The organism is bacterium, from assembly GCA_037127815.1.
GTDB lineage: Bacteria > Patescibacteriota > Minisyncoccia > Phycocordibacterales > CAIZLB01 > CAIJKW01.
Map to the genome: position 1 here is coordinate 1 of JBAXXP010000005.1, position 13,898 is coordinate 13,898.

The following is a 13,898-nucleotide window of genomic DNA, read 5'->3' on the forward strand; positions in this document are numbered from 1 at the left end:
ATTCAAGACACCATTAGAAGCGTTGAGTGGTGCACTTAGAGGTTGAATGTGCCTACGGTGGTCTTTACAAAAACATTGATGTGTGATTATATTATGCACAGACCTGAACTTTTCAGGGTGTGTTAAAACAAAATAACAACCAAAACCAAGCAAATATGAAGATGAGGAATGGTATCTTGACAGTGTGCATGATTGGAATGAATGAACAAAACGGACATGCATATATCTATATGCACTATGAGAAGAAGGGAAACAAAAGGGGCCGTATCGCCCCGTTTGAAGTTGAGTGCGGATGCACAAACAACATCAGACAATGTATCTCCAAATTCATGGAGTCCTACAAGATCACGAAATTCACAATTCACGAAACAAACGAGAGCGTTTGTGTGGTTCAAGTCCACAGCGGCTATCCACAAAAAGGTGATGAGCCTTTCTCGTTAGTTGACTCAGATGAGGCTCTGCGTCAATTCCAGAATAAGAACGTACTCGCCGGTGGAACGGATGAAGTGGAGGCAATCAGGACCGTAATTGATGGTCTGCAAGCTCTGCTTCTTGTGAGCAAATAATGTGACTTACGGCAACAGCCGCGGACCCTTCGGGGCCGCGGCTGTTTTTTTGTGCCAGATTGTTTTTTTGAATACCTAAACCATATATCTAATCCATTTAACAAATAGTTAGTAAACCAAATTCACTATTTTATTAGGCACCACAATCACTCTGCTTGGCACAACTCCCGCATGATTTTCTTGAACATACTTTACAGCAAAAGCCATCTTTTCCATATCTTCTTTTGATATACCATTTTCTGCTTCAAACTCCCCTCTTACTTTTCCATTTACTTGAACCATCACAGTAACAGTTGAAGATACTAATTTATTAGAGTTGTACTCAGGCCAACTCGATGTATGAATACTGCCCTTCTGTCCAAATGCAAGCCAAATTTCTTCAGTTATGTGTGGCGCAAAAGGCGCCATTAATTTAACCAAAGTTAAATAAACAATTTTAGGAATATCCTTAACTTTTTCAAATTGATTCGCAAGTATCATCATTTGAGATACCGCGGTGTTAAACCCAAGAGCATCAATGTCATCGGTAACTTTTTTAATAGTTTGATTAAATAAAATCTCCGTTGCACTATCTAATGAATCCATACTAAGTTTTGATTCAATCGCTTTATCCTGCAATCTCCAAACTTTTTCAATAAATCTTCTTACGCCAATTATATTGTCAGTCTTCCATGATATTTCTTGATCAAACGGACCCATAAACATTTCGTATAATCGTAGGGAATCTGCACCATAAGTTTCCACGATAGAATCTGGGTTCACAACATTACCATATCTTTTACTCATCTTTCTTCCGTCTTCTGCAATAATCAAACCAACATTCTGAAGCTTCTTGAAAGGTTCATCATATTTAACAACATCTATATCAAACAAGAATTTATGCCAGAATCTAGCGTAAATTAGATGCCGTGCAGCGTGTTCTGCTCCTCCAACATAGAAATCCACAGGTGACCAGAATTCTTCCTTCTTAGGGTCAACTAGGGCCTTATCGTTCTTATTATCCATATATCTTAAATAGTACCAAGATGAACCAGCCCACTGAGGCATAGTATTTGTTTCTCTTTTTCCAGGACCTTTACATACAGGACATTTTACATTCACCCATGAATCAATATTAGCAAGTGGAGACTCTCCATTACCTGTTGGCTCATAACTTTTTACTTTAGGAAGTGTCACCGGCAAGTCTTTATATGGAACAGGAACAACTCCGCATTTTTCACAATGAATTACCGGGATTGGTTCACCCCAATATCTTTGACGAGAAAATACCCAGTCTTTCAATTTGTAAATTACTTCCCTTGTTCCACCAGCTTGTTTTGTAATTTCTTCATAAATATCTGTATTAATCTTTCCATCAAATTTTGACGAATTTACCATTACGCCATTTCCTAAGTATGGCAATGATTCAAATTTATCATCAGGAACAACTGAGTCGATGGAACCATCAACCCCGACAGACACAGGCCTACTCACAACCTCCACCACATCCAAATCGTATTTCTTTGCAAACATGTAATCCCTTGTATCATGCGCAGCAACAGCCATCACAGCACCTGTTCCATATCCCGCAAGCACATAATCAGCAATAAATACTGGAACCTCATTTTTAGTAATTGGATGCACTGCAAATACGCCACCTAGTTTTACTCCAGACTTTTCTTTTCCCTCTGACGTTCTATCAATTTCTGTCTTTGCTTTAGTTTCTTCTACATATTTTGAAACGTCATTCCAGTTTGTAATCCTATCTCTCAATTCCAACACTAATGGATTTTCTGGGGCAAACACAACGTATGTCACACCATACAAAGTATCAGGACGAGTTGTAAACACCACTATTTTTTTATCAGATTTCTCTACATCAATTTTGCTTCCATATGTAATATCGAAAGAAATCTTTGAACCCTCACTTCTTCCAATCCAATTTTTCTGCGCTTCTTTAATAGATTGTGGCCAATCGAGTTTTTCTAAATCATTCAACATTCTATCTGCATAATCTGTGATTTTAATTACCCATTGTCTAAGTGGTTTCTTTTCAACAACACTCCCACATCTCTCGCAATTTCCATTATCAAGATCCTCATTTGCTAGCCCAGTTAAACAAGTTGGACACCAATTAATAGGTTCGTGAGATTGGAAAGCAAGCCCTCGCTCTAGCATCTTCAAAAATGTCCATTGTGTCCATTTATAATATTTAGGATCAGTAGTGTTTATCTCTCTATCCCAATCGTAATCGAACCCTAAAATAGAAAGTTGCTTTTTATATCTAGCAACAGTTGCCTTAACACCAATCATAGGATTAGTTTTATTCTTTATAGCAAACGTTTCAGCAGGAAGACCAAAAGCATCCCACCCCATCGGGTGTAGAACTTTGTAACCACTCATACGCTTCATTCTAGAAACAATATCAGTTGCAATATAACCCTTTGGGTGGCCAACATGAAGACCTTCACCGGAAGGATATGGAAACATGTCTAGAACATAGAACTTTTTTTGCCCAACAGCCAGGGTCTTATCATCAGTTTTATAGATCTTACTTGCCTCCCATTTTTTCTGCCATTTCTTTTCGATTTTCTTATGATCGTATTCTTGCTTTTTAGCCATGATAGTAAACATTGTAGTACAAAACAGCTTGTTTTGCTATGGTGCCCAAAAAATCATGTGTTATGACCTAACAAAGAATCGGCTACCCCTCAAATGACAGAAAGACTATTTACACTTAGTAGTAGAAACTGCGCCTAAAATCTTCTTGCTTGCGCCAGTATTGTCAACACACCAACTAAAAGTATTATCACTAGCCATAGGAGCGGATAACGCCCAAGCGTCAACCTTTCCTAACATTCCCATAGATACACATGTTGCCTTAGAAGGATCATTATTCGTAGCTTGATTTATTAATGAAAACATAACTTTATCACCAAAAAGTGTTCCAGCAGTTTGCTTACAAACACCGAATCCAAAAGGATTTTTTCCATAACTATTTTTTGAAGACGTACTATTATCGTAGATCAACTCTGCTTGAGCTCTCATATTTGAAAGCGACGATTGAATAGCGGCATCTTGCCCTTTACTTCTTGCGCCTGTAAGTGAGCTAGACACACTGTCTGAAAGCTTATCTATAGGTGTCGCCCCCACTGGAGTCTCAATAGTTATAGGCTTATTGATATTCGAAATATCTAATTTAAACGTCACATTGATTTGTTTATCCTTTAATTGAGTAGCATCATCCGGTGGAACAACCCTCATTGTATTCTGAACAACAACAGGAAAGCCTTGACCGTCTGTCCATATAGCAAAACTATTATTTTTATCAAAATAGTCAAAGACCTGACTAAACTCATCGCTCTTCAAATAATCCAAATAACCTTGGTCAATTCCCGCTGCATATTCTGCAAAATCGGGATTTGTAGTTATTTCGCTCTGTACCCTAGTATAGAAAGAAATAATTTTTTCTTTTCTCAGACTCAGATCATATTTAACCAAATTACGTCCATCTAAATTCTCAGTTTTTGGTGCATTTCTAAATAGTATAATTTTCTCCTCGTCAGCAATTGCAACAACCTTTTTAATAAACTTCACAAATTTATCACGATTCTCTTTGTACTTTGCTTCCTGCTCTGGAATTGAAGTCTGTATAAATGAAAACGGAGAACTTACGTTATCCCCAGTGGATGAAGCTGTAGCCGACTCAGTGGAAGAGGCTTTTGATGGAACAACAACCCACTTTCCTTTAACTTTTGCCAATGCATCGAATAAAAAGAAGCTTGGCATATTATTTATTTTAAAATAATAATTATCACCCTTTTTAAGAGCGTCTGCATTTATTTTGTAAGTCATGTCACCAAAGTCCCCTGTTGCATCCAAATTGAATGACCAATCTGCCATAGCTCCAGCACTTAAGTCTGAAGATGCACTAACTGCGATCTTTGCACTTGCTTGTGGTGGAATCATGCTAAGCATTCCACTCATTTGAGTTAAGAAAGGCTTTGGAGGCTCTCCACTGAAGGAGTAACTGCTAAAATAACTATCTTTTGTGAATGTAACCTTTTTGCCCTCTATTTTTGTACTTGTTGCTGAATAACCTGAACCCTTAATTGTTTTAATTGCATCATCAGTAGCAAAGTCTACAACTAACTCAAAATTCTTGCCGTCCTCAGTTACTTTATATGCATACGCTGCAGATGTCTCGGGATCAAACAAGGAGTATGTAATATTTTTAGAAGTAAAAGCAGCGACCAAAGTAGTTGTGTAAGACTTGTATAGCTTTTTTGTTGCAGTTGGAGCCCCGTAATTAGAATAATAACCAACACCTGAATTTAAACCACTTATAATACCCAACGCATCTTTCAGACGCGTTCCGTCATAAAAATATTTCAACTTCAATTCTTTATCATTTGAAACTACCAGATTAAAAATTGTTGCATCCTTATCTCTTGCAACAACATTTACCGCTCCTGATGAAGTATATGTTGCAGTATTAATTTGTCCGATTTTTGCAAGCATACTAGATGAAAAATTAGCCTCCGTGTATGTAGAAGGTGCAAAAGGACCCATCTTTTTAATATAAGCATACGCAGTAGCACCACCAAGCAATATGATAATTAGTATAAGGAGTAGAATCAAAATTTGTTTTAATCCTCCACCTGATTTTACTGGTGTAGACGTAGAAGCTGATGCAATCGGATGATTAGTAAATCCATCGTTACTAAATGAATTAACACCGAGGTTTCCAAAAGTAGGATTTTTAGCACTAACCTGTGATTCTGCTGGAAACCCAGCTGGTGGATTGGCAGCAGAAAAAACATTTGCCACAGAAGGTTCAGACATAGGTGTAGATACTGGCGATGGCTCTGGCACATATTTGGGCATAACCGCATTAACAACCGGTCTTATTTGTTCTACATATTGAAAAGGCTCAACTTTTTCTAGTGTTGAAACATGCGGTATTTCAACAATAGGTTCAATTACTGGAGCACCCAGCGGAACAGGAACTACCTCTTGTGCCTGCACAGGGACGGCTGTCTCTGGAATTGGTGCGAGTGTATTGATTTCAACAGGAGTAGCCATGGGAGAAGCAACAGGAATTGAGACCGGTGAAGTATTTATATTAACAACAGAAAATGGAGCTGGGGTAGGCAATGGAGAAGGTGTAGGTGACGGAGCCAGTATAGGTGATAAAGCTGAGTCAGGAACATGAGCTTGAGTTGGAGTCAAGTCGATAATATCTGCTTCAACTTCAGATACACCATCGGTTTCCATTCTAAATCCAACAGGTGGATTTTTAGATGTAAACTCTCTATGTGGTACATTATTTCCGTTTGAAGTACTATTTATCACACCATTTGTATCGTCATCTGTTGAATTAATCATTTAAAAATAATTTATATATAATGTAATAATTATAATACATTTTATTGTATTGAGATAGTAAACTTCCCACAGTAGAAGCCAAATTTTCACCGTAAATTTTTACATCGTTATAAAAAACTAAACTATCTATTCAAATAAGTAATTGTAAGTTGCAAAACTGTTGCAAAAGTTACCCAAAGTAAATATGGGACCTGAGCGTACGCGATCCACTTAACATGAGGATAAATTGCGGTAATTGCCCAAATAAGTGTTCCTAGTATTAATAGTATATCAATAGCAGCATATAAGTTATTTTTTAGACCAAATTGCAAATACGTGAACATAAAATTAAAAAATAGATTAAGGGCAAAAGGAAGTGCCACAATCCATGGGATTTGCTTTGTGAAGGCTCTATAAAATACAGACCCAAAGCTTAAAAATATTATAAAATAAAGCACACTCCAAACTGGACCAAATAGATAACTTGGAGGCGACCATCTAGGTTTTATAAGCTGAGAATACCAGTTGTATGAGTTCATATAGAAATTATACCACAGCCTCAAAAAGCCACATCAATTCTACAAAATTCATTGCTACACACATATGTGCACTACTTAACACCCTTCAACTCTTTGCGGACCTCCAGATAATCAGGAATAGTTTCCTCAACTAATTTCCAAAATTTTTCTGAGTGATTAAATTGTCCAAGGTGACAAATTTCATGAACAACAAGGTAATCAGCAAGCTTTTCAGGAAGCAAGGCAATTTTATAATTAAAATTCAGATTTCCATTTCTTGAGCAACTTCCCCATCTAGTTTTTTGATTTTTAATACTTATTTTATCAAATTTAAACTTGTAATGAGCGTTCCATTGATTAACCTTTTCTGTCGCAATTCTTAATGCATCTTTTTTAACCCTAGCGTATGAGGCCTTAGAGTCAGCATTCTTTTCAGCTTTAGTTTTTCTAGGTTCAAGGGGATTTTGAATATTTTTAAAATGTTCGATTTTTTCCATCACCCATTCTTTTTTTTGTTCAATAATTCTCTCAATCATTAAAATACTCACTCTTGGAGGAGTGGTTACAATGAATTCTCCGTCTGAATTTATTGCCAGTCTAATGGATTTGGAGCGAGGGTTGAGGCGGAGAGTATAAGTCACATCTTGACCATTCAAAACAATTTTATTCTGCATGACCTTGATTGGTCTTTTTGCTTTAATTCTAATTACAGCTCTTTTTCTGACAACACGTGTGACCCTTGTAGGTTTTCTTTTCCTAAGTGCAGTTATTTTCTTTTTAAGTTTCAGTAACGTGTGTAGCATTGTTAAAATCTTTATAAAATACTAATTATAAATTAACCTTTATGCCCAGAACCCCTCATTATCCTTCACGCACTTCAGAATATCGTCTATAGATTCTTCAGGCTTAAAGCCACAAGTTTTCAATTCCTTAAGCGGAACCCAATCGAACTCAATGTGATCCTCCAAACTGTGAACATCATTATAATCCGCAAGCTTTACTATATATATTGAAATAAATTCATGCATTTCAATTAGATCTTCAACGTATTCATTCTCAACCTCAATTATTCTTTGAACTTTCTCAACCTCCTTACCAATTTCCTCTTGTATTTCTCTTCTGAATGCTTGATCCTCAGATTCACCTTGTTCAATATGCCCACCAGGCAAATAGTAATGGCCCTTACTAAGATTCTTGCATAATAATATTTTGGCATCCTTAACGATTATTCCTCTCGCGATTAGATCTATGTTTGTCATACGGCGATTATAGCATATATCAAGTGATTACGATCTATCATAAAAAACATTTCCACGACTCTCTATTTCAAGTATTACAATAACGAGTTTTGAATCATAGACCTGATAAATCATCCTATAATTGGAAATCTTAATTTTTCTTAGGTGAGAAATTTCTCCATGCATTTTTATTCCAAGTAATGGATTTAGTTCTAATTCACTAATAACATCATCAATTCTGACGGCAATATGTCTCGGTATCTTTTGCAATATTTTTTTAGCATCATTATGCAAGTAGACCAAATATCTCTTTACCATAGATTACTTAAGTTTACTTTTAGATCTATTTTCTTGTGCTTTTTTAGCTCCTTGTAAATATTTCCTAGACGGCGCATCTGCAAGCAACAATAGACTATTATTAGATTTTGTTTTAGTTTTAATGCTTGCACTTATCTTCGAACTTCCTAACAAATCCTCTCTTATACTTTTCCAGGCAGTGTATTTGCCCTCTGAAAATTCTTGTTCAACCTTATTAATCTTTGCCATGAATTTATGATTTTTCATAAGCTCCAAATCCTCCATAATATTCTCATAATCATCAGAGCTCATTATCACAACTTTTGGTTTACCATTTTCTGTGAATGCAAAAACCTGCCCAGTTTTCTGAACCTTTTCTGCAATTTCAAATATTTTAGACCTAGCCTCAGTTATTGATATAATATTTTTCATTTTTATATTCATATGTACATTATAACGTACATATCTATTTAATCAAGTTTGCGGGTTATTTAATATTCAAATCTGATATTCCTATACTGATATATTGTACCCAAAGAAAATCCAAAGATTCAATCAAAGTTATCCACAACAAAAAACACCCGCCCATGCGAGTGTTTTTAAAACAACTGTTTATTATTGATTATGCCTCTAGTGCAACCAACTCAACTGTAAAGTGAGATGTTTTGTCTTGAACCTTAACATCCACCTTGTGCTCACCAATCTCCTTAAGAGCCTTTTCTAGGACAATGTGTGAAGCATCCATATCAATTTGCTTTTGTTCCTTTAGGGCGTGAATAATCTCGTCCTTATGAATACCAGCAAAGAAATGACCCTTATCATTAGCCTTCCCAGAGATAACGATTTTAACATCGTTAAGCTCTTTAAGATTCTTCAAAAGTAGAGCTTCTTTAACTGTTTTTACAGCCTCTTCTCCTAATTTGAACTCTTCAACTCTCTTAATAGCACCTGGTGTAGCTCTCTCAGCTAATCCTTTTGGGAATAGTGAATTTATAGCAAAACCATCAGCTACGTTTATAATATCGTGTTTGTTTCCAGTTTTTGGAATGTGTTTAAGCAAAATAACTTTCATAGTGGAATGAATATAGCATTAATTAGTAAGAATCTCAATAGCCTTTAACATTTGAGGGTCTGTACCCTTTTTAACGTCATCAGCAGTAACCTTAACCTCGACATCTGGAGTAAGACCTCCTTCTGAAATTGACCTACCGTTTGGTGTTAACCATCTAGCGATTGTAACCTTTAGTGATGTATCGGGAGTCAATTTTACAAGCTCCTGAACAGAACCTTTTCCAAAAGTACGAGTTCCAACAAGCTTAGCCTTTCCATTTTCTTGAAGTGCACCAGCAAGAATCTCAGAGGCAGATGCAGAACCTTGATCAACAAGTATTACAGTACGTAGATTATCATTAAAGATATTATATCCTCTACTCTTTTCTGATGTCTCAGGCTTTCCTTTACTATAACTTTCTCTTACGATAGTTTTTCCTGGAGGAAGAAACCAACTTGCCATGTCAACCGCTGAATCTAAATATCCTCCTGGATTTCCTCTGACATCTATAATTAGTCTATTGCTTTTTGAATCTACAAAACTCTTTAACGCAACTCTAAACAATGATGCTGATTGTGCAGAGAAATTATAAAGTTTAATTGTAAATATTCCAGTCTTTGCGTCGTAGTTTGAATCGAGCGTTGGAAGATTTATAACGTCTCTCACTACTTTAATTTCTATTGTCGATGTTGCATCACCTCTAAGCAGAGTAAATGCCACTTGTGTACCCTTTGGACCTCTAATTAATTTAACAGCTTGTTCAACACTAAGACCTCCTGTTGTTAGAGTGCTATCGATTTTTAATATCTTGTCCCCACTCATTATTCCCGCCTTTTCAGCTGGAGTGCTCTTTAGGGCAGAAATAACAGTAAGAATGTCATTCTTAATACCAAGCTCCATTCCAACACCTTCAAAGTTACCGTCTATTTCACTTTCAAAGATTGAGGATTCTGATGGTGTAAAGAATACTGTATAAGGGTCGCCAAGTGCTGCTGTCATTCCTTTAATAGCACCATACACTCTATCTTGATTAGTTGGAGCGGGTGAGGTTGTTGAATTGTGAGTTGCAACATACTTATCATTTAATGTTGACCATGCTTTCCAAAATAATTCAAAATCAGCACTAACTTCTTTTGGTTTACTCTTATCTGTATTAACGACTCCTGGGATTTTACTGGCCTCAGCTGTTCCCATCTGTCCCGATATAAAACCAGATGCAAATACTGCTCCAACAACTAAAACAACTAGTGCTCCAGTTCCAATCCTCTTTAAAATTTCTTTCTTTTGATTTATCATAATATTATTTCATTATCGCAGAGTTGGGTGGCGTGGTCAATGTATAAAGACCAAAAAACTTTCTTTCTATAAGTACGAGGATTTCTTGCTAGAAATCCTCTCTACTCGTTGCAACTCGTAAGTCTCATAGAAAGAAAGTTTTTTGGTTAGCTTCTACTTTTATCATCTTGACTGTAACTTAATTTAATGCTTTAATACTACTCGAATTAGTCCTTCCTTATCTGTGGAATTTATGTTTGGAAACAAGATCAGAATTACCTTGCCAAAAGCAATTTAATTATGGTCTTCAACCAAGCAAGAAACAACACAAGCAAAACAAGCATTATGAATCAAAAAACAAAGGAACTGCCTACCGGATCTGCTCAACAAGTGATCGCCCACGCCAAGTGGTCACGGTCACGGGGCCGTAACCCCTCCATGTCATTTGGTGGCCTCCGTAAGCCGCGTGAGGCGCTGGCTTTGGCGTTGTGGAGCGTGAAGAAAGCATCCTAACCTCCGGCTCAGCCCGTCCCCATCCCCCGCAAGCTTGCTTGCGGGGGATTTTCCATATCTAATTTTGTAACACCCCATTGAATAGTGTTTGGTACATACATAATATATGCTAGAATTCAATCAACATTATGGACAACAACACCACTGAAAACTCGAGTGATATTTATCTATTCAACACATTAGGTAAATCAAAACAAAAATTCTCCCCCATCACACCTAATAAGGTTGGAATGTACCATTGTGGACCAACTGTTTATGATTACCCTCATATTGGAAACCTAAGAGCCTATGTTTTTGCAGATACATTAAGACGTGTTTTTGAATACAACGGATATGAAGTTAATCAGGTGATAAATATCACAGACATTGGACATCTTTCAAGTGATTCAGATGAAGGTGAAGACAAAATGACTAAAGCCATTTTACGCGAAGGTAAAACAATGACCCTTGCATCAATGCGTGAAATCGCTGACTATTATTATCATTCATTCAGGGATGCAATAAAAGATCTGAATATTCTAAGTGCATCAACATACCCTTTTGCTAGTGATCATATAAAGGAAGATGTAGATATGATAAATATTCTGCTGGATAAAGATGTCGCATATAAAACATCCAAAGGAATATATTTTGATACTTCAAAAAAAGCTGATTATGGAAAGCTGGGGCAAACTGCTGGGGATGAAAGTAGAATTGGTGAAGATTCAGAAAAAAGAAACTATAAAGACTTTGCTATTTGGAAATTTGATGACAAGTTAGGATATGATACTACATTTGGAAAAGGCTTTCCCGGCTGGCACATAGAATGTTCTGCAATGTCTGCAAAATATTTGGGAGATAGTTTCGATATTCATACAGGTGGAGTTGACCACATCCCAGTTCATCATAATAACGAAATTGCACAATCAGAATGTGCGCATGGTGGTGCTCCCCTTGCTAACTTTTGGCTACATAATGCTTTTCTAATTTTTGAAGGTGGAAAAATGTCCAAGTCCGCTGGTACTTTTATTACAATAGACACATTAAAAGAGAAAGGTATTCTTCCTCTTGCTTATAGATACTGGCTGCTTACAGCAAGATACAGCACTGCTATCAATTACTCACATACAGCACTAGAGGATGCCAACCGCGCATATTCAAAATTAATAGACTCTACAGCTTCACTTATTGCAGACGCTGGTAAATATCTAGATGGAGAATCTGACACATTTAAGGAATATAAGAATAATTTTTTGAAGTTTGTGAACGATGATCTAGACACACCCAAAGCTCTTGCTTTAGTATGGTCACTTCTGAAGGATGTGGAAATTGAGAACAATGAAAAACTACAATTAATTGAACAATTTGATAATGTTCTTGGATTAAACATAATTCAATCCGCAAAAGACAAGGTTCAAGCCACAGAAAGTGTTATCGAGGATCTAACTGAAGAAGTGAAGGCTCTCATTGAAGAAAGGGAAAAAGCTCGTAAGGAAAAGAATTGGGCAGAGGCTGATTTAATCAGAATGAAAATTAATGATTTAGGTTATAAAGTTGAGGATACAGGAAATGATACAAAACCAAAAATCTCTATAATCTAATTATTTTACTTACAATTACTTGTAGAACCTCTTTTGATTGACATCACTGTTATTTTTATATATTATATACGCATTACGACAAAAGAGGATCCGAAAGGTGCAAGTGCCTTAGGAGCCTTTTTTATTTACCTCACTTTCTATATATATTTTAATATTTTCAAGGAAGTCATAAAATTTAGATCCAATTTTTTTATATAATGATGAAGCTCTTTTCTTATCAGGAAATAGTATCTTTTTAAACTTGTTCTCTTCGATGAGAAAATCTACCAGATTCTTATAGTCTCCATCACCAGAAACTAGAATAACTTTATCAAATAATTCATGCTTATATATTTTTTTCATAATAGCGAAGACAATATCTGAATCAACATTGCCTTTTTTAGAACCAGCCATGTTTTGATGATGCTGTCTAAATACCAATACAAAGCCAGAAGTTTGAATTTTTTCATAAATTTGTTGTATGCTTTCGCTGTTTTGTACATATCCCAAATGATAAAAAGCTTGTGTGACAAAATATTTTTCCGCAAGATAAATTCTAAATTTTTTTAGATCAATACTCCAAGCATCATTTTCCTTCTTAACCGTTCCTATATATAGATTCTGCCCATCAATAAAAGCATAGTTTTGCTCTCTTTTGGACCTATTCTTACTATCATTGATATTTTCATTTTTGTTCATGCGGTTATTATATATTTTACACATGAAGAGAACCCGAAGATTTTATAAAGAAATGCATCAAAAATAGACTCTTCTTGGGAATCGCTGTATAATTTACTATATGAACACCATCATCACCCTCACTACCGTACAGCTCGTATCAATTGCACTTGGTGCAGCTGCAGCTTTTATTATTGACATGTTTTTTATCGCATCACTCAATCACAGTAAGCTTAGACCAAAAGAAGTTTTGATGGTTAGAAGATTAAGTTTACTAAGCATCTCTGCTGCAATAATTGCACTATTTATTCAAACGTTAATTCTGTTTATAATCCCCGCAACAATCCCAGATCAATTTTTAACATTCTCTTTTGTAACAATTCTTTTTACAATTGCAGCCCTCGTTTGTTCTATGACCCTAAGAAGAGTTCATATTCCAGCACTAATAAGACATCAGAATCAACACGCTCATTTATCTGAACATCATATGTATCACGGAGAAGAAATTGTTCTAGTTTCAACAATCTCAACTGTCTCATGGCTTACTGTAATTGTAATTTACGCAGTAGCTCAAATTGGCGAGTATTCATCCCCATACCCCTTCATAATTGGTTACATCATATTTGTAGTGATTATGTCATGGTTGACAAGGGTAATAAAAAGACATCTACTGGATTCTAGAAAACATAAAAAAGCTTAATAAAACCTTACGGAAGGCTGTAGAATCTCTCACCCCACAAAGGCGAGAGATTTTTATTTGTCTTTGTATATTTATGCACACCTTGTGAACATCTTGTACTCCGTTTTGATGTGTTTTAGTGATAAATAATAATTTTTTATTTGTTCTTATGTGCTAA

13 protein-coding genes are annotated in these 13,898 nt (G+C 36.0%); 3 read left to right on the forward strand and 10 right to left on the reverse strand.

Translation table 11 applies throughout. The features are described from left to right. Positions 1–176 precede the first annotated feature (176 nt). On the forward strand, positions 177–566 hold the full coding sequence (locus WCQ00_03735; GenBank protein ID MEI6042646.1) for a hypothetical protein: 390 nt from the start codon (positions 177–179) through the stop codon (positions 564–566). A gap of 108 nt (positions 567–674) precedes the next feature. Here the strand turns inward: WCQ00_03735 and leuS are convergent, their stop codons facing one another. The 9 genes from leuS to WCQ00_03780 all read right to left on the reverse strand — a co-directional run bounded on the left by leuS (position 675) and on the right by WCQ00_03780 (position 10,312). After that, a complete protein-coding gene (gene leuS, locus WCQ00_03740; GenBank protein MEI6042647.1) occupies positions 675–3,167 on the reverse strand; it encodes a leucine--tRNA ligase in 2,493 nt (830 codons plus the stop codon). A 105-nt stretch (positions 3,168–3,272) separates the two neighbouring features. Then, the gene (locus tag WCQ00_03745) at positions 3,273–5,933 is read right to left on the reverse strand and encodes a hypothetical protein (protein MEI6042648.1); all 2,661 of its coding nucleotides are present in this window, start codon (positions 5,931–5,933) and stop codon (positions 3,273–3,275) included. A gap of 122 nt (positions 5,934–6,055) precedes the next feature. Continuing rightward, positions 6,056–6,451, reverse strand: a complete 396-nt coding sequence (locus tag WCQ00_03750) for a TspO/MBR family protein (GenBank protein MEI6042649.1) — start codon at positions 6,449–6,451, stop codon at positions 6,056–6,058. A 71-nt stretch (positions 6,452–6,522) separates the two neighbouring features. Next, complete coding sequence (locus tag WCQ00_03755) at positions 6,523–7,233, reverse strand: M48 family metallopeptidase (GenBank protein ID MEI6042650.1); 711 nt, start codon at positions 7,231–7,233, stop codon at positions 6,523–6,525. Between the two features lie 39 nt (positions 7,234–7,272). Continuing rightward, positions 7,273–7,689, reverse strand: coding sequence for an NUDIX domain-containing protein (locus WCQ00_03760; protein MEI6042651.1), 417 nt, complete (start codon positions 7,687–7,689; stop codon positions 7,273–7,275). Between the two features lie 27 nt (positions 7,690–7,716). Continuing rightward, a complete protein-coding gene (locus WCQ00_03765) occupies positions 7,717–7,986 on the reverse strand; it encodes a type II toxin-antitoxin system mRNA interferase toxin, RelE/StbE family (protein ID MEI6042652.1) in 270 nt (89 codons plus the stop codon). Between the two features lie 3 nt (positions 7,987–7,989). Further along, positions 7,990–8,409 carry a type II toxin-antitoxin system Phd/YefM family antitoxin gene (locus WCQ00_03770; protein MEI6042653.1) on the reverse strand — a complete coding sequence of 140 codons (420 nt, stop codon included), beginning with the start codon at positions 8,407–8,409 and terminating at the stop codon, positions 7,990–7,992. A 178-nt stretch (positions 8,410–8,587) separates the two neighbouring features. Beyond that, positions 8,588–9,037: a 50S ribosomal protein L9 gene (gene rplI / locus WCQ00_03775; GenBank protein MEI6042654.1), complete on the reverse strand. Its 450-nt coding sequence runs from the start codon at positions 9,035–9,037 to the stop codon at positions 8,588–8,590. An 18-nt stretch (positions 9,038–9,055) separates the two neighbouring features. Further along, positions 9,056–10,312, reverse strand: a complete 1,257-nt coding sequence (locus WCQ00_03780) for a S41 family peptidase (protein MEI6042655.1) — start codon at positions 10,310–10,312, stop codon at positions 9,056–9,058. A gap of 620 nt (positions 10,313–10,932) precedes the next feature. Between WCQ00_03780 and cysS the strand changes: the two genes are divergently transcribed. After that, positions 10,933–12,384: a cysteine--tRNA ligase gene (gene cysS / locus WCQ00_03785; protein ID MEI6042656.1), complete on the forward strand. Its 1,452-nt coding sequence runs from the start codon at positions 10,933–10,935 to the stop codon at positions 12,382–12,384. Positions 12,385–12,492: 108 nt separating this feature from the next. Here the strand turns inward: cysS and WCQ00_03790 are convergent, their stop codons facing one another. Continuing rightward, the gene (locus tag WCQ00_03790) at positions 12,493–13,062 is read right to left on the reverse strand and encodes an NYN domain-containing protein (protein ID MEI6042657.1); all 570 of its coding nucleotides are present in this window, start codon (positions 13,060–13,062) and stop codon (positions 12,493–12,495) included. 100 nt (positions 13,063–13,162) lie between these two features. Here WCQ00_03790 and WCQ00_03795 point away from each other — a divergent pair, with 100 nt between their 5' ends. Next, positions 13,163–13,741: a hypothetical protein gene (locus WCQ00_03795; protein ID MEI6042658.1), complete on the forward strand. Its 579-nt coding sequence runs from the start codon at positions 13,163–13,165 to the stop codon at positions 13,739–13,741. Positions 13,742–13,898 lie beyond the last annotated feature (157 nt).

Bases quoted from the DNA above. Each gene is read 5' to 3' on its own strand.
- leuS (MEI6042647.1), bottom strand. From the start codon at position 3,167: ATGGCTAAAAAGCAAGAATACGATCATAAGAAAATCGAAAAGAAATGG.
- WCQ00_03745 (MEI6042648.1), bottom strand. From the start codon at position 5,933: ATGATTAATTCAACAGATGACGATACAAATGGTGTGATAAATAGTACT.
- WCQ00_03750 (MEI6042649.1), bottom strand. From the start codon at position 6,451: ATGAACTCATACAACTGGTATTCTCAGCTTATAAAACCTAGATGGTCG.
- WCQ00_03755 (MEI6042650.1), bottom strand. From the start codon at position 7,233: ATGCTACACACGTTACTGAAACTTAAAAAGAAAATAACTGCACTTAGG.
- WCQ00_03760 (MEI6042651.1), bottom strand. From the start codon at position 7,689: ATGACAAACATAGATCTAATCGCGAGAGGAATAATCGTTAAGGATGCC.
- WCQ00_03765 (MEI6042652.1), bottom strand. From the start codon at position 7,986: ATGGTAAAGAGATATTTGGTCTACTTGCATAATGATGCTAAAAAAATA.
- WCQ00_03770 (MEI6042653.1), bottom strand. From the start codon at position 8,409: ATGAATATAAAAATGAAAAATATTATATCAATAACTGAGGCTAGGTCT.
- rplI (MEI6042654.1), bottom strand. From the start codon at position 9,037: ATGAAAGTTATTTTGCTTAAACACATTCCAAAAACTGGAAACAAACAC.
- WCQ00_03780 (MEI6042655.1), bottom strand. From the start codon at position 10,312: ATGATAAATCAAAAGAAAGAAATTTTAAAGAGGATTGGAACTGGAGCA.
- cysS (MEI6042656.1), top strand. From the start codon at position 10,933: ATGGACAACAACACCACTGAAAACTCGAGTGATATTTATCTATTCAAC.
- WCQ00_03790 (MEI6042657.1), bottom strand. From the start codon at position 13,062: ATGAACAAAAATGAAAATATCAATGATAGTAAGAATAGGTCCAAAAGA.
- WCQ00_03795 (MEI6042658.1), top strand. From the start codon at position 13,163: ATGAACACCATCATCACCCTCACTACCGTACAGCTCGTATCAATTGCA.